General features: G+C 64.6%; 15 protein-coding genes. 2 read left to right on the forward strand and 13 right to left on the reverse strand.

The window, feature by feature from the left end; all coding sequences use genetic code 11:
• Positions 1-17: 17 nt before the first annotated feature.
• From U5775_RS04535 to U5775_RS04580, 10 genes are all read right to left on the reverse strand, one after another.
• Positions 18-890 carry a hypothetical protein gene (locus U5775_RS04535; protein ID WP_322056926.1) on the reverse strand — a complete coding sequence of 291 codons (873 nt, stop codon included), beginning with the start codon at positions 888-890 and terminating at the stop codon, positions 18-20.
• Positions 891-975: 85 nt separating this feature from the next.
• Positions 976-1,881, reverse strand: a complete 906-nt coding sequence (locus U5775_RS04540) for a DUF4123 domain-containing protein (RefSeq protein ID WP_322056927.1) — start codon at positions 1,879-1,881, stop codon at positions 976-978.
• 9 nt (positions 1,882-1,890) lie between these two features.
• Positions 1,891-4,452 (reverse strand): type VI secretion system Vgr family protein, encoded by a 2,562-nt coding sequence (locus tag U5775_RS04545; protein WP_322056928.1) that lies wholly within the window; start codon positions 4,450-4,452, stop codon positions 1,891-1,893.
• Between the two features lie 201 nt (positions 4,453-4,653).
• Complete coding sequence (locus U5775_RS04550) at positions 4,654-6,330, reverse strand: OprD family outer membrane porin (RefSeq protein ID WP_322056929.1); 1,677 nt, start codon at positions 6,328-6,330, stop codon at positions 4,654-4,656.
• A gap of 93 nt (positions 6,331-6,423) precedes the next feature.
• On the reverse strand, positions 6,424-7,446 hold the full coding sequence (locus U5775_RS04555; RefSeq protein WP_322056930.1) for an oligopeptide/dipeptide ABC transporter ATP-binding protein: 1,023 nt from the start codon (positions 7,444-7,446) through the stop codon (positions 6,424-6,426).
• Positions 7,443-8,477, reverse strand: a complete 1,035-nt coding sequence (locus U5775_RS04560) for an ABC transporter ATP-binding protein (protein ID WP_322056931.1) — start codon at positions 8,475-8,477, stop codon at positions 7,443-7,445. The genes U5775_RS04555 and U5775_RS04560 overlap by 4 nt, the downstream gene beginning before the upstream one ends.
• A gap of 1 nt (position 8,478) precedes the next feature.
• Complete coding sequence (locus U5775_RS04565; protein WP_322056932.1) at positions 8,479-9,363, reverse strand: ABC transporter permease; 885 nt, start codon at positions 9,361-9,363, stop codon at positions 8,479-8,481.
• 21 nt (positions 9,364-9,384) lie between these two features.
• Positions 9,385-10,323 carry an ABC transporter permease subunit gene (locus U5775_RS04570; RefSeq protein WP_322056933.1) on the reverse strand — a complete coding sequence of 313 codons (939 nt, stop codon included), beginning with the start codon at positions 10,321-10,323 and terminating at the stop codon, positions 9,385-9,387.
• A 9-nt stretch (positions 10,324-10,332) separates the two neighbouring features.
• Positions 10,333-11,949, reverse strand: a complete 1,617-nt coding sequence (locus U5775_RS04575; protein WP_322056934.1) for a peptide ABC transporter substrate-binding protein — start codon at positions 11,947-11,949, stop codon at positions 10,333-10,335.
• Between the two features lie 426 nt (positions 11,950-12,375).
• Complete coding sequence (locus tag U5775_RS04580; protein ID WP_322056935.1) at positions 12,376-13,269, reverse strand: LysR family transcriptional regulator; 894 nt, start codon at positions 13,267-13,269, stop codon at positions 12,376-12,378.
• Positions 13,270-13,368: 99 nt separating this feature from the next.
• Here U5775_RS04580 and U5775_RS04585 point away from each other — a divergent pair, with 99 nt between their 5' ends.
• Positions 13,369-14,151, forward strand: coding sequence for an NAD(P)H-dependent oxidoreductase (locus tag U5775_RS04585; RefSeq protein ID WP_322056936.1), 783 nt, complete (start codon positions 13,369-13,371; stop codon positions 14,149-14,151).
• Positions 14,152-14,205: 54 nt separating this feature from the next.
• Here the strand turns inward: U5775_RS04585 and U5775_RS04590 are convergent, their stop codons facing one another.
• Both U5775_RS04590 and U5775_RS04595 read right to left on the reverse strand, forming a co-directional pair.
• Positions 14,206-17,484, reverse strand: coding sequence for a hypothetical protein (locus tag U5775_RS04590; RefSeq protein ID WP_322056937.1), 3,279 nt, complete (start codon positions 17,482-17,484; stop codon positions 14,206-14,208).
• 273 nt (positions 17,485-17,757) lie between these two features.
• Positions 17,758-18,231, reverse strand: a complete 474-nt coding sequence (locus U5775_RS04595; protein WP_322056938.1) for a hypothetical protein — start codon at positions 18,229-18,231, stop codon at positions 17,758-17,760.
• A 620-nt stretch (positions 18,232-18,851) separates the two neighbouring features.
• Between U5775_RS04595 and U5775_RS04600 the strand changes: the two genes are divergently transcribed.
• Positions 18,852-20,246 (forward strand): MFS transporter, encoded by a 1,395-nt coding sequence (locus tag U5775_RS04600; protein ID WP_322056939.1) that lies wholly within the window; start codon positions 18,852-18,854, stop codon positions 20,244-20,246.
• 65 nt (positions 20,247-20,311) lie between these two features.
• On the opposite strand, the gene U5775_RS04605 is transcribed toward U5775_RS04600, so the two are convergent.
• Entirely contained in the window at positions 20,312-21,385 is a 1,074-nt protein-coding gene (locus U5775_RS04605) for an alpha/beta hydrolase family protein (protein ID WP_322056940.1), read from the reverse strand.
• Positions 21,386-21,391 lie beyond the last annotated feature (6 nt).

Genomic DNA, 21,391 nt, shown 5'->3' on the forward strand with positions numbered 1-21,391 from the left:
CGTTCTCTGCTCCTTTTTTACTCGTCGTACTTGCAGGGCTCGAAGATATTTTTGCAGGCGGCGGCGCGACGCTTCGCCTGTTCGTCCTGTGCGCGGGTCTCCGTCGCGTCGTAGTGCTTCTGCGCAGCCGCGAGACGTTGCCAGGTTGCGGTGGGCACGTCGTGTTCCAGATAGGTCATGATTGCGTGTGGATCGCCTTTGCGCGCTTTGAGGCCTGGCGCGATCGCCGGGTCGTCGGCGAAGTTCGCGTTGAAATTGACAGCACGCATGCTGAAGTCGTAGAGATCCTGTTCCGAGCGCAGGCCGAGTAGCCAGCCTTGAATCACAGCGTGCGATAGCCGTTCGGAAAAGAGGTCGCGCCCGAAGATCTGCGGATAGTTGATCATCAGGTCCCGCGATTCTTTATAGAGCCGCTCTTTGATCCTCGAATACGGAATAGGACCGCGATCACGTACCGAAACGAGCCGGCTGTCCACGCTGCCATCGGGCAGGAAATAAACCTCCAGAATGCGCGCTTTCGGATCACTGGCCTTCGGAAACGGAATCGTGCGCGTGATGAACGGCGGCATCGGATCGCCGTCTTTCCAGTGCGGCGGCACGTTCCAAAGCATATAGCTAACCTTGAGCGTATCTCCGCCAATACGGTAGCAGCACGTCGAATTAGCGTATTCCCCGCCGTTATAAGCAAGCCCCGGCATATTGGAGCCATACGCCGTGCCCGCTTCCGTTTCAACCTTGAACTGGTCGATGGGGAGCGCATTGTAGTTATATCCGGACACCGAAACACCCCACGATTTCGCCTGGGCGGCCAGCGGCGCGAGCAGCGCGCAGACGCCCAGGCCGGCGGCCAGCCAACGGCCCGCGCGGGATAACGAATGTTTCAGACGCATAGCGTTCCTTGATATCGAAAAGTGTGCAACCCATCGCACGGCGCCAGGCCGGGTGCGAAACATCTAAAAATGGTTGTGTCCGCAATCATGTGCGAACCGCCGCAAGGCGCACCAACACCTCCTCGAAGTCCGTTCCAGACTCAAGCCGCGCAAGTTGCTCGCGTACCTCGGGCTGGTCGACAAACGCGGGGCCGTTGAGCAGGCCGATCATCATGATGGCCTCCAGGTCGTCGATGGCGCCCACGCCGTGCCGCGCCGCCGCGCGCATCGTCTGCGTGGCGTCGGTATAAATTTCGGCGCGCGTGCGCTGCGCGGCTTGCCTGGGATGTTCGTCGAAGTAGCGGCGCATCACGCTGCCGGGCAGGCCCGCATAAACCATCATCTGATGCTGGGTCTCGGACATGGGCCAAGGCGTGGCAGGGGCGATGGGCGCCGGCGGCGGCGCCTCGCCGGACTCGACCGCGAACTGTGCGGGACGCTTGCGCAGATCCGCCCACGTACCGTCGGGCTGCATGGCGTGCCACTGGCTCGTGTGGCGCGTGAAATCGTCCCATTGCGCCGGCGAGAGCACGCGCACGAAACGCGGCAGAAGCCACGCGTCGTAGAAGCGCAGCAATGCGCGACGCTTGTCCGGCAACGCGACTTTTAGATAGCGCGCGAAATGTTGCGTGAGCAACGACTGAGGCGCCCCCGACGTGACCCAGCTCGCCTGCGCCGTCGTGCGTCCTGTCTCGGCGAGCGAGACGAAGAACGCATGCGAGTCGTGCGCGGGATCTTCCGCGCCGGTGAGGTCTAGCAGCGCGGGGCCGATGTCGCGCTGGCTCTCCAGAATCGGATCGACGCTAAACAGCAGCGCGGATGCGGGCAGGCTGCCGTCGGGCAGCAAACCACGTTGCTCCGGCGTGAGTTGCGCGAGATCCACGAGCGTGTAGCGACGTTCGCCGGGCTGCAGCGGTGTCAAATCGATGAGTTCTTGTATCGTTGGCGGCATGTCGCGGACTCACAGCGGCACAAAGGGGTTGACGTCGGCGGCGGCGTCGAGCACGCACGAGTGGCAGATGCCCTCGGGGAGCTTCGGCAACGGGTAGGGCATCGACGTCGGGCCCGAGAAGTCGTGCTGCGCGCCCTTGATGTCGATATTGCCCGGTGCGTGAATTTCGATGTTGCCGTCCTTGATGCGGATATACGCGCCGCCCGAGGTCAGCAGGATTTCCTGTTTCGCGGCGGCCTCGATATTTTCCGTCGCCGAGATGAGCTTGACGCTCTTTTGCGCCGTGACTTCCACGTTGTCCGCTTGCGCCTGGATCTCCACCTTGCCCTTGCCCGCGAACAGCTTCATGCCCGCGTTCTGCGCGAAGAGGCTCAGCTTTTGCGCGGCGCTCGCGATCAGCGACTTGCCCGTCGCCACGTACGTGCTTTGCCCGCTGACGAGATTGATCTGTTCGTCGGCAGCCATGTGCGTCGATTGCTGCGTCGAGAGCGCGAGGCCCGAGGGGCTCGCCATCAGCATCACGGGTTCGCTGAACGCATTCGCGTTGCCGGTGCCACCGCCTGCCGTATTACCGCCGCTCGCTGCGGCGCCCTGCGCGGTCGATTGCGTTGCACTGGCGAACGTCTTGAGTGCATCGCTGCCATCCTTCAACGATTCGGCCTGGTGTGTTTCGCTCGCCTGCGAGAGCGCCTCCAGCGCACCCTGCGCGCTGGTGAGCTGCGCATGCGCTTCGCTCACGTCGAGCTGCTGGCTCGCTGCGCTCTTCGCATACGTGCTGACGTAAAGCCCCTGGCCCGCACGGATCGCACCGAAAGCATCCGATTTCAGGTCGAAGCCGCTGCCCAGATACGCACCGCGTGAGTTCGCGTTCTGCGCAATCAGATAGCCCAGATGGAGCTGTGAATTCGCACTCGTGCTGTAAAGCTGCATGCGGTTCTGGCCCGTGGCGTCGTCCATCACCATCTGGTTGTAGCCGCTGCCGCCGTATTCCTTCGACTTGTAGCCCGAGAGAATGCCGTTCGAATGCCAGTGTGGATTCGTCGAGCCGTTGTAGACGCGCGCCGTGACCACGGGCCGGTCGCAGTCGCCGCCGAGCCAGTCCACGATCACTTCCTCGCCCACGCGCGGCACGTGCACGCCGCCGTAGCCGCCGCCCGTATCGGACATCGCCACGCGCACCCAGCACGAGGCTTTTTCGTCGCCGGCATTCAGGCGGTCCCAGTGGAATCGCACCTTGATGCGGTTCAGCGAGTCGGTGTAAACCTCTTCGTTCGCCGGGCCGACCACGATCGCCGTCTGCATCTGCATTTCCGGCTTGTGATGCTCGAACGGGCTGCGATAGGGCACGGCCTTGCGTTGCGCCTCGATTCTCACCAGCAGGAAGCCAACGCTTCCGTCCATGCTTTTTATCGTCAGCGCGTCGCGTTCGCCCTGATGTGCCGTCTTGATCGCCGCAAGCTCTTCCTGGAGGCTGTGCGGAAACGGCTGCGTCTGCGCAGCGGAAACCGGCAGATTATTTTCGATGAACCACTGCGCCTCGATCACCGCGAACTGGCGATCCTGCTGGGAATCCGCGTCGTGCTCCGGGTGGCCGTCGAGTTCGAACCAGCGACCCGCATCGAGGCGGCGCACGGCGCCCGCACCTTCGAAGCGCTTGGCGCGCGACTCCCATTCCTCCATGCGCAGTTCCGAGAGCGTGTCGCCGCGCGACTGCTCGCCGTAGGTGTAGGCGCCCGTGTACTCGTAGACCTCCATCTGCTGGGGCAGGTCGCCGTGCGTCGTGAGCGAGGGCACCGAGGTGCCTTTGGGATTCACGGCGCTCGACGGCGCCTTGTAGTCGAACGTACGCGTGGTGAGCGTGACGCTCTGCAAAGTACGCGTGCCGCTCCATTGTACGAGCGCATCGGTTTCGCTATTGACGCCCGACCGGTAAAAATTAACCGATTGCGGATTTAAAGCCGGCAATGCGCCGATATTATCGGTAATAACGACCGCATGGGATTTGCCGTCTTCCGCCTGTTCGAAATAACTGAATAAGCCCTCGGATTCCATAATCCGCTGGCAGAAACTCCAGTCGTCTTCGTATTGCATGCAAAACGAGCGTGACGGCAATGCATTCTGAATGGCGAAGCGGAATGCACCCTGGGCCTGGGGATGCGCGTTGAAGACATCGGTGAGAATGGCGTCGGCGGTTTTATCCTGCCAGATGCGGGCGTCCTTGCGGAACTTCAGGAAGTGCAGCCACGAGGCGAATTGGAGCTGGTAGCTCGTCAAACCGCCGTCCGCGCCCAGCCGCCGCGCCGTATGGACATAGCCGTGGTGCGGGAGATACGACTGGCCGGTCTGCTGGAGCCAGAGCGTGACCGGCTGGGCGATGAGCGTCTTCAGCTCGATATGGCCGTCGGTGGAAACGGCGTCGAGCGTAAAGCCATAATCGCGGCCAATGCGTGAATGGCCAATTACGCGTTGCGGCAGCAGGACATTATTGCCGAGCGGCGTATCGAGTTTGAGCAGCCGGTCAGTTTGTACGAGGCCCCCGGTAATGGCCGCAATCAGATCCTGCGCCCCCATTTTCTGTCCCTATATGGTCGTTTTCTAAAACGGCGGCGTTATTCTACATTTTCTAAACTGAAATACGCGGGTTTTCTGACAATATTTGAAAGGTCAGTCTATGCGACTCGCATTGGCGATATAGGGACTTCTCGTTTCAGCCTGGGCGAGTCTTGCGCTGCCCGGGGGCGTGCGTCGCCACGCACGCCCCCGTCGCGTCGCTCAAAACAGCTTCAGCGGCATCCCCACGACGAGCCGGTATTCCATGTTGCTCGGGTCCGAGTAGTATTGCGAGCCATGGTGCCACATGGCGATGAACGAGATCTTCGTGTCCTTGAAACGACCGCTTTGCACGGTGTACGAGGGGATGAAGCCGAATTCGTGATGCGTGCCATGCACGGGCTGGCCGTTTCTCCAGTAGAGACCATACAGCGCGCTATTGGGCGACGCGTTTGCCGCCGCGCCCGCCGAGGCGTCGGCGCCCCAGCCCAGCGCGTACCAGAGCATCGCCTTCGCGCCTGGCAGGCCGGCGTACTTGCCGTCGAAGCCATAGCGCACCTGGAACGACTTCTCGTGCGGCGCGTTGTAGTCCACGTCCATCGAATTGACGAGGTAGATGCCGTTGGTCTCGTTCACGTAGTCGAAGAACTGATCGCCGAGTATCTGCTGGAAGCCGAATAGCAGCGAATGTGCGCCATGTTGCGCGGCCAGCGAGACGCTATACGCATTGTTGTCGATAGGCCCTTCGGCGCCGCCGCCCACGCTATGCGTGGAGTAGATGTTGGCGAAGCCGGTCCACTTGAGCGTCGAAGGATCGCCGATGCTCTGCTGCAATGAGCCGTAGTATTGGCGCCATACGCCATCGGCCTGGTTGGCGAAAAGCGAAAGGCTGCCATTCGGACTGTAGTCCCAGCGGCCGCCCGCGTAGCTGAAGCGCTTGAACGAGACGCCGCCGTACGAGGTCGTGAGATCGGTGAGGTTCGTGTGGCCGCGCGCGTCCACCTTGGTGAAGCTGCCGCCTTGCAGCACGACGTTCGCGATGTCCTTGCTCACCAGTGAAACGCCGAGGAAGGTGGGCGGCAGCGCCCGGTTGTCGTGCGGCTCGAAGAACGGGTTGTCGTCGACCACCTGCAGACCGTACTTGACCACCGTATCGGAGACGCGCGCCTTCACGTCGTAGATGCCCGGATACGCCCACGCAAGCTGATTCGAGCCGCCGCCGCCCTTGGCGACGTGCACCATGTTGCCGGCACCCTGGCCGCCGTCGAGCTTGAATGCGCCGTAGAGCGAGGCGTCCACGCCCAGCCCGATCGGGCCTTGTGTGAAGCCCGAGGTGTAGTCGAGCATCGCGCCCTGTACCCAGGCGTGGCGGTGCGGGCCGCCTTCGACGTCGAGCATGTCGGCGTAGTTACGCAGATTGAGCGTCAGGTGGCCGTCGTCGACAAAGCCTTTGCTCGCGGCCTGGCTCGATTGCGCGCGAGGCGGATTGTCGGCGCGCACGGTTTCGTTAGCGCTCTGCGCGGGCGACGCCGAGGCGAGTATCTCGGGGGCGTTGGGGGCGAGCAGCGGCTCGACGCTCTGCGCCTGATGATTGCTGGCGGTTGGAGGCGCGCTTTGCTGCATGGATTGCTGTGCTGCCTGCGAGGATCGCTTGCGCGCGGCTTTGCGCTTGCTCTTGTGCGTTTGCCGGGCAGTGGGCTTCGATGCCGAGGTCGCGGTCGAATTCGTGGCGGCATTTGCGCGGGTATTCGCTGGCGCATTTGCCGCTGCGTTCGTGGTGGTCACGGTCGTCGTTTGTGCGTTATCGGCAGCACGCGCCGCCGATGCGCCCAACGACGCGGCCAGGGTGAGCGCCGCGAGTGCCGCTGCGTTTCTCCTGATACTGAGGTCTCGTTTCATTGTTTATCCCTGATATTGTTGTCGTTGAAATCCAGCAATCGATAAGGATTGCAAATCGGTTGCGGCGATCGGACGTATCGCCCGGCGAAGGATTCAGGCCGGCGGCGATCCGCCGGCGTTACGCGGGTGCCAGCAGGCCGCAATCGACTGCCCGGCGGGGTCCGCGTGCAAAGCCGGCGCCGCGCTGGCGCATATCTGAGAGGCGGCCGGGCAACGCGTGCGAAAAGCGCAGCCCGAGGGCGGGTTGAGGGGCGAGGGAACTTCTCCGGTGAGCGGCCGCACGCGGCGCGCGCGGGAGAGCGCCGGGTCGGGTATCGGCACGGCGTCCAGCAGCGCCTGCGTATAGGGGTGCAGTGCGCCGCCATAGACAGCCTCGCAGGTGCCGAGCTCCATCACGCGGCCCAGATACATGACCATCACGCGATGGCTGATGGTTTTCACGACGGCGAGGTCGTGCGCCACAAACAGCAGCGAGAGCGCGAGTTCGCGCTGCAAGTCGCGCAACAGGTTGACGATCTGCGCCTGAATGGAAACATCGAGCGCCGAAACCGGCTCGTCGCAGATCACGAGCCCCGGCCCGCCGATCAATGCGCGCGCGATGCCCACGCGCTGGCACTGGCCGCCGGAGAATTCGTGCGCGCGCCGCGCCGCGTGATGGGCGTTCAAGCCGACGCGCTCGAGCAGGGTCAGCACGCGGCGCTCGATCTCCTGACGCCCCATCTGCGGCGCATGGGTCTTGAGCGGTTCAGCCACGATTTCGCCTATCGACATGCGCGGATCGAGCGAGGCGAGCGGGTCCTGGAAGATCATTTGCACGTCGCGGCGCAGCGTGTCGAGCGTGCGGCGCGTACCGAGGACGGTTTGCTCGCCGCGCCATTTCACGCTTCCCGAGGCCACCGGCGCGAGACCTATCACGGCGCGCGCGAGCGTGGACTTGCCGCAGCCGGATTCGCCCACGAGCCCGAGCGTTTCGCCGCGACGCACATCGAACGAGATGCCGTCGACGGCGCGCAATGTGGCCTTCTGCCAGGGCCAGGCGCCGCACGCGACGCGGAAATTCACGGCGAGATCGCGAACGCTCAGGAGTACTTCGGTTGGTGTCGAACCGGCGTTCATGCACGTGCTCCTGACGAAGGCAGCGGTATTTCGGCATCGCCTGGCTGAATGGGCCGATCCGGCTGAGCGGGCAGCGTTGTCAGATGGCATGCGTGCGAGCGCATGCCATCAGCGTGGAATGGGGGCGTATGGGTGCGGCAGCGCTCGAAGGCGAATGCACAGCGCGGTGCGAACGCGCAGCCGGGTCCCTCGCCGCCGGGCAGCGGCGGGTTGCCGGCGATCGTGCGCAAGCGTGCGCCGCGCGGCGTGTCGAGACGCGGCAAAGCGCCGAGCAATCCACCGGTGTACGGATGCCGCGGCTGCGCGAACAATGCACTGGCCGGCGCCTTTTCGACGGCACGCCCCGCGTACATCACCATGACGTCTTCGCAGAGTTCGGCCACCACGCCCATGTCGTGCGTGATGAGGAGAATGGCGGTACCGCGCTCGCGGTTCATCTCGGAGAGAAGCGCCATGATCTGCGCCTGGACCGTGACGTCGAGCGCGGTGGTGGGCTCGTCGGCGATCAGCACGTCGGGCTCCATCATCAGCGCCGCCGCGATCAGCACGCGCTGGCGCATACCGCCCGAGAATTCGTGCGGATACATCGCGATGCGGCGTGCGGCGTCGGGAATGCGCACGCGCTCGAGCGCCTCGATCGCGCGCCGGCGCGCGTCGCGGCGCGTCACGTTGCGATGCAGTTGAAGGCCTTCGGTCATTTGCCGTTCGATCGTGAGGAACGGATTCAGCGAAGTCATCGGGTCCTGGAAAATCATGGCGATGCGGTCGCCGCGTATGCGGTTCAACACGGCTGGGCTCATCGCAAGCAGGTCCTCGCCGCGCAGGCATGCGCGGCCATGTGCGCGTCCGTTTGCGGCAAGCAGGCCGAGCAGAGCCGTGACCGTCTGACTCTTGCCGGACCCGGATTCGCCGACGATCCCGAGCGTGCCGCCCGCTTCGAGCGTGAACGAGACGTCATGGACGACGGTGACGGGCGGCGCATCGCGGCGCTCGTAGCGCACGCCAAGGTTTTCGACATCGAGCAGCGCCATCTCAATGCTCCCGAGGATCGAATGCGTCGCGCAGGCCATCGCCGACGAAGTTCACGCAATAGAGCGTCGTGCACAGCAGCGTGGCGGGGCACAGCAGCAGCCACGGCATGGTGTCGAGTTTCTGCGCGCCGTCCTGGATCAGCACGCCCCAGCTCGTCATGGGCTCCTGAACGCCCAGGCCGAGGAAGGACAGCACCGACTCGGTCAGGACGATGCCGGGCACGGTGACGGTCGCGTACACGGCCACGATGCCGGCCAGGTTGGGCACGATGTGGCGCGCGACGATGAAGGCGGGCCGCACGCCGATGGCGCGCGCGGCGTCGACGAACTCGCGCGTGCGCAGCGAGAGCGTCTGGCCACGCACGACACGCGCCATGTCGAGCCACGAGAATGCGCTAATAGTCAGGATAACGAGAGAAAATGCGCGGCCGAACAGCGTGACCATCAGGATCGCGATCAGCATGTACGGGATCGCATACATCATGTCGACGATGCGCATCAGCATGGCGTCCGTGCGGCCGCCCAGATAGCCGGCGCTCGCGCCGTACGCCACGCCCACGCAAGCGGAAATGAGCGTGCCGAGCAACCCCACTTCGAGCGAGACGCGTCCGCCCACGAGCGTGCGTGCGAGCAGGTCGCGGCCCAGCTCGTCGGTGCCGAACCAGTGACCGCCTTGCAGCGTGGGCGCGAGGCTGATTGCGCTCCAGTCGTTGTCGAGCGGGGAATTGGGCAGCACGAGCGGGCCGATGAAACAGGCAAGGGCGATCAGCACGAGCAACGCGAGGCTCACGAGCGCCGCGCGATGGCGCATGAAGCGCGCGAGCGCGGGCGAGGTATTGCACGTGGGAGCGGCGGCCGGCGCCGGTGTGGAGGACAGGACGTTCATGGCGTGAGGAGCGAACTCGGCTCAGTAGCGGATGCGTGGATCGAGCCACGCATAGGCGAGGTCGACGAGCAGGTTGAACAGCACGGCGGTGACCGTGGTGAGCACCACGAGGCCGAGCACGAGGGTGTAGTCGCGATTGACCGCGCCGTTCACGACGAGCTGTCCGAGGCCCGGCAGCGCGAACACCGATTCGGTCACCACGGCGGCCGTGATCGACGAAATGCACACCGGACCGAGCAGCGAGATGACGGGCATGAGCGCGGGTCGCAATGCGTGGCGCAGCACGATGGTGCGGTCGGGCAAGCCTTTGGCGCGCGCGGTGCGGATGAAGTTGCCCGACAGCACCTCGATGAGGCTGCCGCGCATGACGCGCGCGATGGCCGCCATGTTGATGATGACGAGCAGCGCGACGGGCAACACCCGGTGACGCCAGTCGCCTTCGCCCCAGCCGCCTGCGGGCAGCCAGCCGCTGCCGTCCTGTGTCCCGAGCAGCACGGCGAACACCAGTACGAGCACCGGGCCGAGCACGAACGGCGGCACCACATTGCCGAGGTTGCCGAGCAGCATGACCGCATGATCGATAGGGCCGTTGCGGCGTACGGCGGCAATGGCGCCGAGCGCGACGCCCAGCAGCACCGCGAGCGGAATCGAGATCCCGCCGATGCCGAGGCTCACGGGCAGCGCCTTCTTCACCAGTTCGTTGACGCTCCAGTCGGCGTAGCGGAACGAGCTGCCGAGATCGCCGTGCATGAGCGCGCCGAGGTAGCGCAGATACTGCTGCCATAGCGGCTCATCGAGGTGATAGCGAGCATTCAGATTGGCCAGCGCCGCTGCGGAGCGCGCGCGGTCCGTATCGAACGGGCCGCCCGGCGTGAGGTGCAGCAGCAGGAAGCAGGCCGTCACGACGGCGAGCACGGTGGGCACCGACCAGAGCACGCGGCGCAGGGTATAGGCGAGCATGGCGGTCGATCAGTGCTTGAGGATGTACATGTCCTGCGTCGCGCGCTGGTCGATGGAGTTGCTGAGCGAGTAGCCGGCGACCCAGGGTTTCACGAGGCGCGCGTTGGCATACTGGAAGAGCGGCACCATCGGATAGTCGTTCATGGCGAGCGAGAATGCCTGCGTGAGCATTGTGTTGCGTTTCGCATCGTCGAGCTGGCGGTTGGCTTCGTTGGCCTCGGCGTCGGCCTTCGCGTTGCAACTGCGCTGGTCGTTTTGCGGGCTGTCGCATTGCACGAGCGCATAAAACGTCATGGCGTCGTTGTAATCGGCGTACCAGCCGTTGCGCGCGATCTGGTATGCACCGTCGTGACGCTGCTTGAGCAGCACCTTGAACTCGAGGTTCTCGATCGTGACGTTGACGCCGAGCTTCGAACGCCATTCACTCGATGCGAATAGCGCGACTTTCTTGTGCAGCTCGTTTGTGTTGTAGGTGAGCTTGAACGCAAGCGGCCTGGCATCTGAATAGCCGGCGTCTTTGAGCAGACCGCGGGCCGCTTCTACGCGCTTCGCCATCGGCCATGCGGCCCACTCCGGCGTGAATGGCTGCGCGCCCTTCGTGCCCGTGACGATGAGTCCGTAGACGGGCCGCTCACCGTTCTGCGTGATCTTCCCGGTAAGCAGATTGCGGTCGAGGACCATGGACAGCGCCTGGCGTACGCGGGCGTCGTGCAGCGCAGCGTCTCCATTATTGAGTGAATAGTAGTACGTACCGATCTGCGTGCCGGCCTTGAGGTCGCGCCCGAACTGCTTCGATAGCTGGGCGTATTGACCTGATGGCAACTGGAACGTCATGTCGATCTGCCCGGCCTGATACATGCGCATGGCGGTTTCGTCGCTTTCGATGGGCAGCCAGGTGGCCCTGGTGATGGCGACGTTTGCGGCGTTCCAGTAGTGGGGATTCTTCGTGAGAACGATGCGATTGTTCGGCTGCCAGTCGGCGAGCACATAGGGGCCGTTGCCCACCAGATTGCCAGGCCGCGTCCAGGTTCTGCCGAGCTTCGTGACCGTCGCGCGATCGACGGGGGCCAGCGTGGAGCCTTCCGCAAGCTCGGGGAAGAAGGGCGTCGGCGTCTCGGTCTTGACTTCGAGCGTGTACGGATCGATCGCGCGCACGCCGAGAGTGGAAGCCGGCTGCTTGCCCGCGATCACGGCCTTGGCGTTCTTCACGAATTCGATGGCGATGGTGTAGGGCGAAGCCGTCTTCGGATCGGCAACGCGCTGCCACGCATAGACGAAATCGGCGGCGGTGACCGGGCGGCCGTCGCTCCACTTCGCGTCATGGCGCAGCTTGAAGACCCACAGGTCAGGCGAGGGCCGCGACCACGATTGAGCTACACCGGGTACGACATTGCCCGCCGCGTCGATGCGCGTGAGACCTTCGAACAGATCGATGCCGACCAGTTGGGCCGAGACCGATTCGATATAGGCGGGGTCGAGCGATTCCACCTCGGCCGTAATTTGCCGCGTGATTTCCTGCCTGGCGGCGAGCGCGGTTCCCGCTGGAATAGTGATGGCGTGCGAAGGGTCGATATACGCAAGGGAGCATGCGGCCAGCACGGCGGCGGCAATGAAATTTTTTCTCATTGGGTCTCCTGATTAAAATTTTCGCTGCAGGCCAGTTTGCGGAGCGCTTGCGAATAGCTTGATCTGGCGAGCGGAGGCGATTATCGGAATCGGCTTGCGCGCTTGTCAATCAGGGCAGATGTGCGGAAAAAATCAGAGTTATCTGATGGTTATGCGCCAAAGGCGAACGAGCGATTTGGCTGTGCTGACGTAAGCCTTTGATATTGAAGTTTTTATTTGCGAACGCTTTGCCGGTGGAAATGCGCGCGAAAGTCGTTCGATATCACAGCGTCCGGAGAAACGTTCCACCCCGTGGCTTGCGATTGCGCGTGGTCAAGCACCGAGCCCGCCTACTCGCGCGCTTTCCATGCGTTCAGGTGCCACACGGGGCCCGGCGATTGATCTTCTTTTGAACTCCCCCGTCGGCGCAAACGCGCGTCCGTTCGCTCAAACCGCCCCAGCAATCCGCTCGCGCAGCCACTGGTGCGCTGGGTCGCGATGCATGCGCTCGTGCCACAGCATGCACATTTCATAGCCCGGCACGTCGACCGGCGCTTCAACGACCTTCAGCGCGGCGTTCTCGCGCACGAGCCGCCACGGCAGCATCGCCACGAGATCGGTCTGCGCGAGCGCCGAGATCACGAAAAGAAAATGCGGCACCGAGAGCACGACGCGGCGCGCGAGCCCTGCCTCGGCGAGCGCTTCGTCCGTCACGCCGCGAAAGCCGCCGCCGTCCGGCGAAACGATCACGTGCTCGAGTTCGCAGAACTGCTTCACGTTGGGACGACGCTTGAGCCGCGGATGCCCCGTTCGTCCCGCGAGCACGTAGCGCTCCTTGAACAGCACGCGCTGGCGCAGGCCCTCGGGCGCATCGCTCGTGATATGGAACGCGAGGTCGATCTCGCCTTGCTCCGCCGCTTTGGCGATACGCGGCGGCACGAGCCCGATGATCGCGAGGCGCGTATGCGGCGCCGCCGCGCGCATGGCGCGTAGCGCGGGCAGGGCGATGGTCGATTCGCCATAGTCGGTGGCGGCCACGCGCCAGGTGTGCTGCGCGACGGACGGATCGAACGGACTTGCGGGCGCCACCGCGCGCTCCAGCGCTTCGAGCGCTTCGCGCAAGGGCTCGCGCAATGCCTGCGCGCGCGTCGTGGGCCGCATGCCGCGCGGACCCGGCAGCAGGAGCGGGTCCCCGAGCAGTTCGCGCAGCTTCGCCAGATGCACGCTCACCGCGGGCTGCGAGAAGTTCAGGCGCTCGGCGGCGCGCGTGACGTTGAGCTCGGCGAGCAGGACGTCGAGTGTGACCAGCAGATTGAGATCGAGGCGGCGCAGATTATTCACGGTAATACCTGTTATTGCCGATATTCATTTCCAATATAGCAGACGGGTCCCTATGCTGAGAGCCATCCATTTAATCGATTCAACCAGCGGAGCTTCAGCATGAACGTACTTGTCGTCTACGCCCATCCCGAGCCGCGCTCGCTCAACGGGGCGCTCAAGGATTTCGCGGTCGAGCGTCTCACGCAGGCGGGGCACGCGGTGCAGGTCTCGGACCTTTACGCCATGAACTGGAAGGCCGTGCTCGATGCGCGGGACGCGCCAGGGCGCGATGCCGCCACGCCGTTCCAGCCGTCGCTCGATTCGAAGCAGGCCTTCGAGAGCGGCACGCAAAGCGCGGACATCGCGCGCGAGCAGGACAAACTGCTCTGGGCCGACGCCGTCATTCTGCAGTTTCCGCTCTGGTGGTTTTCCATGCCCGCGATTCTCAAAGGCTGGATCGAACGCGTCTACGCATACGGCTTCGCGTATGGCGTGGGCGAACATTCCGACCGGCGCTGGGGCAAGCGCTATGGCGAGGGCACGCTCGCGGGCAAGCGCGCGATGCTGGTGGTGACGGCAGGCGGCTGGGAATCGCATTACGGCGCGCGCGGCGTCAACGGGCCGATCGACGACATCCTCTTCCCGATCCATCACGGCGTGCTCTACTACCCGGGTTTCGACGTCCTGCCGCCCTTCCTCGTGTATCGCACGGGACGCATGGACGAAGCGCGCTTCGCGGCCACGCGCGAGGCATTGGGAGAACGGCTCGATACGCTCTGGAGCACTGCGCCGATTGCGTTTCGTCCGCAGAATGCAGGGGCGTATGAGATTCCGGCGCTCACGCTACGCGACGAGATCGCGCCGGGGAGCACCGGTTTTGCGGCACACGTCTGCGGGAACTAGTGGGTCGCGTGCGGGCCGCCCATGCCGGGCCGTACGCGAGGCGGCGATGCCTGGCTAGCTGAACCAGCTCCAGATGCCCTTCTTTTCTTGCGGGCGCAGGTACATCTCCAGTGGCGTGCCGGTATCCTCGTCCACGTAAGGCGCCGCTTGCTTGACCAACTGGTCGAGGTCGTACTTGACGCCGCCGAAGTCTCCCGTTTCGAGATTCTGCGCGTGGCCGTTACGCCCGATCGTATCGTCGAGATCGATACCGAGCACATAGTTCTTGCCGTCCTCTTTGATGGTCTTGAGTAGCACAACGGTGTGCATTCCTGAATAGTTGGAGTCGGGACGTGCGATGTTGCGGGCGCTCAGCACGATCGGGCCCTTGCCGAGCTCGGTTTGCAACTGATTCGCGTTGAGCGGTCCCATGGAAATGGGCCTGAGCCTGCCGTCGGGTACCCCTGCCGCCTGTTGCGCGATTCTGCCGTGATCGAGGAAGCAGGTTTGCGGATCCTGCGGCTTCAGGACTTTTGAGTTGATCAGACTGGCGATGCGCGGATCGCCCTTCGCGTACTTTCCGAGCGACACGAGTCGCGAAAGCGGGCCGCCGCCCGGTATGCCGACATCGCCGTGGAGCGACCAGGTGCCGTCCTGCGGGTTGTATCGGACCGGATAGCTGAAGCTGTTTGGCGATTCCGGATTCACCGCACGCCACGTTTCGTTATCCGAATCGTATTTGACCTTGAAGTACTCGTTGCCGCTCCGGATATAGTGCTGATTGTTGGCGTCGTTGAGCACGCCTGCCGCGTTTTCATCGGGCTTGAGCGCATTTCCGTTGACCTCGGCCGCATAACGGGACGGCACGGCCATCGGGTTCGACTCGATGCGGGCGCGCGCGTCCAGCATGCGCGGGTCGAGTGACGGCCCTATCTCGGCAGGCTTGTAGCCGGTTTGCGCGGCCCCGCCTTCCTGGGCTGCTGCCTGCAGCTCGGGCTCGAGCAGTTGCGTCGGCGCGGTTCCCGCTTTGCCGGCGTTCTCCGCAGCCTGCAAGTCGCCATTCTCCGTGGTCAAAGCGAGTTTTCCTTCCTGCATACCCAGTTTCAGATCCTGGGCCGATTCGTTGGCGATAGCGGATTCGGTGCGCAAATCTGAAACGAAGCTGCTGGCGGCCCTGGCCTCGGCCGAAACACCGCCAATGAAGGGGGCCGTGGCGACGCCAGCCAACGTACTGGCTATGTCTATGCCCATGCGCGCGGGCTGCGAGAGCACGGAGGCGCCGTCGAGCGCGGAGTTTAGCGGTGCGAGCGGTGTTATACCCAGCATGAAGCGAGCAAAACCTTCGGCGGCCTGCAAATAGGGCTTGGCCTGATTGAACGCGGCATCTCGTTCGCCTTTGGTCTGGCCTTTGATGACGGCGGTGTACTGGTCGGCGAGGTCGCGGACATAATCCGGCCCGGCGGCCGGAAGGTTGTTGACGATCTGCGAATAGGGCGGCGCGGCGGATGCACCTTGCGCGTTGAGCGGCAAGCCGGCCTCGCCTTGCCACTGGTCCAGCCTGGTGCGTAGCTCGGGGTCGTCCATGAGATGCTGGGTGAATGCCAGTACGCGCCGGTCCGCGACGTCGTCTTCGCCCATGCCGGTATTGAGCGAGAAGAGACCGTCGCCGATGGACTTGTAGCGTTTGGACGGATCCTGGATTTTTCCCGCGTCGGCGACGAGCTGGTCGACGTAGTGGTTGGCGTCTTCCCATGCTGCGCGGTCTTTCGTGAGGTAGGCGTCAACACCATTCGCAGCCGCGACCTGAAGCCCCGTTTTGAGTGTTTCCGCCTTCTTGAAGATCGCCTCGCGGCTGGCGGCATCGGGTGCGTTCAGGAAATCCTCGCGAAGCTGGTCGAGCTGTTTCAACTGTGCCTGGTGCTGCTCGTCCAGATAGCCTGCGCCGACCGGATGATTGAAGATCGCGGTAGTGCGGTCCAGTGGATCATTGATCGAATGGTTGTATTCCGCGAGGATATCGTTTTGCAACTGGATGGCGTTTTGATTCACTGCTGCCCGTGCTTCGGGTGAAGTCATGTTGCGATAGGTGACGTCCATCGCGGCCAACTGCCCGGTGTAGTAATCGCGCATTGCCTGCGGAAGCGCCGCCAACTGGGCCTGGCTGGCGGCCATCCGGTCTTCGAAGGCTTGAACGTCCGGTGGATAGCCAGTGTAGTCGAGTTCGTTCGCCTGCTGGATCTTGCCGGCCGTAACGGCGTCGTTCACGCGGTTGCGCGAGTCCTGGGTTTGGCCGTCGTTTTCGGTGTCGTACTTCGTGAGCAGGCCCGTGAGTTCGCTTTGCGTGGCGCCGTTTAGAACCGGCGTGTTTTTCCTGGCTGGCGCGGCCATCGGCGGCGGGCTTTCGGCGGGGGCGACGGAGCCGCCTCGGTTGGGGGGCACAGTCTGTCCAGTGGCAAAGGGCGCTTTCGTCTCGCCTGAGGAGGGATCAGGATCGTTCGCCCTCGCCTGAGGTACGCCGGCGGTGCCGATCGGCGGTGAGCCGGCGGGGCCATTGCCTTGCTGGACGCCATGCGGCCCCGCGGGCGACGATGTCAAGAGAGCGGCCTTCCGGGGCGGCGCATCGGGAGGCGGGGATTGCCGTGCGCCCGGGGTGGCAGGTTGTTGCGCACCGGCATTGGCGGGTTGGGGCGTGGCCAACTTGCTCATGGTGGATATGGCTTGCGTTGACCCGTTGCTGGCGCCTTGCGTGGCAGTGGGCCGTGCAACCGGTGCCGATGCGTTGTTGTGGTCGTCCCGCGCTTCACGCGCCGACTTGGGTGGCGCTGAGGTGCCGGTGTTGTGATTCGAGATGGTTTCTGCGGTTGCGGGCCGTTGCTCGCCGACATGGGTCGAATCCGACGAGCCTGTGGCTCCATGGTCGTTTTGCGTGCTGCCGGGCGTGGGCTCACCACCGGCTTGCTGGGCATTGGATCCCTTGGGATTCGGCGGATTTTCCGGACGATTCGGGTCTTGGGAACCGCCTGCGCTGGCTGGACCGGCCGTTATGTCATCGTTTTGGGGCGCTGCCGTGTACGGTGTCGTGTTCTGTTGCGAAGTCGGGCCCCCCGAATCCTCCGTGGTCTGCGTGTTCGTCGCGCCCGATGGGGGTGTCCCATCGCCGCCGGTGCTTTCATCGCCCTCGGCGGCGGCTCCCCCCGTGCTCGAGCTACCGGCCGGGTCTGAAGTCGGAGCACTGTCCGGACTGGGTTGGCCGCCGCCCGTATCGGCATCCTGGGGATCGGGCTGGTTCGTCGACGTGTACTGATCGTCGTTCGTGTAGGTCGAGGAAGTTGCACCGGTTTCGGAAACGCCCATATTTAGCTCCACTGAACAAATGATTCATGCCGATGAGATCATGTCGCCAGAGTCTCCGGGAAGACACGGTCGACGACTCATTGAATCATTGCGTGCGAGCCGGAAGGTGGTACAGCGTTGTGTCCATGCGCTTCACGGTGCGGTTGAATTACGCAGCGGCGCGCGGCGCAGGCGGTGAGATGCCGGCCACGCTGGGGGCCCGGTGTGTCCTTCCGTGACAAGCGGTGGGCGTTGCGTGTGCGGTGCGATATGAAAGAGCCGGGGAGGGGGACCTCAATGCCCCGGCCCATTCTCATGCACGCAGCTCAGAACGAGCGTATCGCCTGGCGACGCGCCCGCGCTGAGCGCCGCGTCGTGAAACTCGCGGTTACCGCATCGCCATTGCGCGCGATAGTCGACGCGACAGGCCGCGGACGAAGTCATCTTGCGCCCCGATGAAAGCGGGGCTGGAGCCTGAGGCGATGGGGCGCCCGTCGCGGGGGCGCCAAGCACGTATCCGCAGGTGGGCAGGCCATTGCAGTGCCGCGCGAGATCGCGCGTGGCGTTGCCGCGCCGCGCGCCGCAATTGGCGCCCCACGTGCCGGCAACGATGGCGATGGTCGGTGTTGCCGCGGTTTGTGCGATCGGCGTGACCGGCGCAATCGAAGCCGCGGCGGGTTTCGCGGTGTTCGCTGCGACGCTTTCCGACCACACGGCGAAAGCGACAAAGGCCAGCGTGCCGAGCAGGATCCATCCGGCGGGTTTCATGATGCGCCTCCTCACTGTCGACTGGAGCGAGTGCCGAGCCGCTTGCTCGGGCCCCATGCTTGACGGTCGACCAGACCTACCATCGATTCAATAATAATAGGCCGACTTGGGCCACGCGCCCGGCTATGGTGCGCAGCTACGCTGCGGTGCACCAGCGGCTTTCATGAATCGCACACGAATGGTGGATGGCCCGGCGCCATGAATGCGCCGGAAACGCTGCCATGAAAACGGAGCCACCTTTGGACGGCCCGTATTGCAAGTCACTGCGGCCATCGCGTCGACCCTTCCTCAATCCTTGGCATACGTATTGCTTGATACGCCGCGAGGCCAATGACGGCCTCGGCGATTTCAGCTCGTCACGCAGGGCGGGACGATTGCAACAGAACAGATAAGGCGGGACAACGGCGTCCCGAAGCGGCATCCCATGGAGCACAACGGCTTCCATGGGATGCGCTTCGGGGCGCTTTTTCGTTTGTGCTCCCGCCGATGCGTTCACCGGCGGTCGTGTTTCGCGACACGGCGCCGTTTTCGACGCGAACGCCGATTGAAACATCGGAATGCTAACTAACCGAATCCGGACGCCGATGGCGCGCCGAGACTCACTACCTGGAGGGAGCCTCGTGAAAGATCTTTTGAGCTCACTGAAGAGCGGCAACTGGCGCGCGTTGGTCGCGTGCTTTCTGTACTTCGACACCGGCTTCACGGTGTGGGTGATGTTCGGGCCGCTGGCGCCGTTCATTCAGAAGGACATTACGACGACGCCGGCCGAACTGGGCCTGCTCGTCGCGGTGCCGGTGCTGGGCGCGGCGATTCTGCGCGTGACGCTCGGCAACCTCTATCAGGCCTGCGACGGTCGCAAGGTCGCGCTGATGGGCATCGCGCTTTCGGCGCTTCCCGCGCTGGTGCTGCTGCTGATGCCGGGCGCGCCGTCCTATACGCTGCTGCTCGTGCTCGGCGTGCTGCTGGGCGTGGGCGGCGCGAGCTTCGCGGTGGCGCTGCCGATGGCGGGCAGCAACTATGCGCCGAAAGTGCAGGGCCTCGTGCTCGGGCTCGCCGCCGCCGGCAACATCGGCGCGGTGCTCGACGGCTTCCTGTTCCCGGGCCTCGCCAACCGCTACGGCTGGACTCATGCGACGGGCGCGGCGCTGCCGCTGCTCGGCCTCGCTGCGACGGCCGTATGCTTCTGGGCCCGCGATCTCGGCCAGAAGTCGGGCAGCGCGCCGCGGGCGCTGCGCGCGTTCAGCATCACGCTCGCGGGTCTGATCGCGCTCGTGCTCGCCGTGCATGCGGGCGTGTTCGGCGCGGGCAGGGCCGGCGTGCTGCTGCTGCCTGTAATGGGCGCGCTGCTCGCGATTGCGGTGCTGCCGCGCCACTATCGCGGCGTGCTCGCGGAAGGCGACACCTGGGTCGTCATGCTCGTCTACAGCATCACGTTCGGCGGTTTCGTGGGCATGTCGTCGTATGTGAGCACGCTGCTCGTCTCGCTCTATGGCGTGCCCAAGCTCGAGGCCGGCGTGATCATGTCGCTGCTCGCGTTCACGGGGGCGATGGTGCGCCCGGTCGGCGGACTGATCGCCGATCGCATTTCCGGTGTGCGCGCGCTCGTGCTGCTGCTCGCGGCCATCTCGCTGTGCGACTTCGCGTTCGCCGCGTGGATGCCGCCGCTTGACGCCGGCATCGCGCTGCTCGCGCTCACCTACGTGTGCTTCGGCCTCGGCAACGGCGCGACGTTTCAGCTCGTGCCGCGCCGCTGGCATGGCCGCACGGGCCTGATGTCGGGCATCGTGGGCGCGGCGGGCGGCATCGGCGGGTTCTATCTGCCGGTGATCATGGGCATCGCCAGGGAAAGCACGGGCAGCTATCAGATGGGCTTCGCGACCTTCGGCGCGCTCGCGGCGTTGGCGTTCATGCTGGTGCTCGCGCATCGCGCGCGCTGGCTCGAATGGGCGCTGCCGCAGGAGAGCGCCGTCGCGCATCCGGCTGTGCAGGCCGTGGAGGCGCGCGCGGGGAATTGAGCGCGGCGTTGTCGATGTGATTGGCGTGCCCCGGCGGACTGGCCGGGGCGCCTGTGGAAGCTCGGTTACGCGCGTTGGGTCAATCGTTCAACGAACCAGTCGCACACCAATGAAGTTCGTTCTGCAGAATGGTTGTAGATCGTGTGCTCGCCGTCCGGCCAGATCTCTAGCCTGGCTTCAGAGGACGTCGCCGCATCGAGAAAAGGCTGCTGGTCTTCCATCCGGATCAGCGGATCCGCGCCGCCATGCAGCACCAGTAGCGGGCAATCGATCCGTTGGCGCTGCGCGTCGAATCGCATGCGCGCGAAATTGGCGCTAATCGCTTCGGGGTCCTTGTTGCCCAGCATCGCGGCGGCCTGCTCGACAAAGGTGCGGAACGGCAGGAGCGTCGGCGCGGCCAGTGCGCCGTTTACGCAGCACGCGGCGATGCGCGAATCCGAGGCGGCCGTTGAAGCGGCCCACAACCCGCCGACGCTGTTTCCCCAGATCCCCACCGGGCCCAGCGACGGATCGCCCGCAACATGATCGACAAAACGCCGGTAGGCGGCGTCGAGGTCGACATCGACGTAGATCCCTTGTTCGAGCCGTGTCTCCCCCTGGCCCGGGCCTTCGGCGAGCAAGGTGGCGATGCCGCGCGCCGCGAGTTCGCGCGCGATCGGCCAATAGGCGAAGCCCCAGCCGCTTTGGCCGCCAAAGACGATGACCGTGCCACGCACGGCATGCGCCGGTGGCCGCACGAGCCAGCCGATCAGATGCGCGCCCGAAAACGGCAGCTCCACGCGCTCGATCTTCTGTTCCGACCAGCTCGCGAGACGTCGTGCGGCCTCGCGCAGGCGCGCATAGAGCTGGCGCTTGCGGGGCACGTCGTCGTTGAACGCCATCTGGGCGAAGAGCAGGCCGGCGATCCCCGACGCCTGCGCGCCGGCGGCCGTGACGAGGTGGCCCGCCTCGGCCGCGCGGGAGGCGCGCGCGAACTGCGCGTCGGCCAGTGCCTCGGCGGCCGTGTCCCATGGCTCGCCCGCCATGGTGCGCGCATGGAGCGCCGTGGCATCCGCATAGTCCATGCCGCAGTCGAGCAGGCGCGTGAGCGGCATCGCCCGTTGCAGCGCCGACATGAAAGGAGATTGCTCAGTCGTCATCGTTCT

This window comes from Paraburkholderia sp. J63 (assembly GCF_905220245.1).
GTDB lineage: Bacteria > Pseudomonadota > Gammaproteobacteria > Burkholderiales > Burkholderiaceae > Paraburkholderia.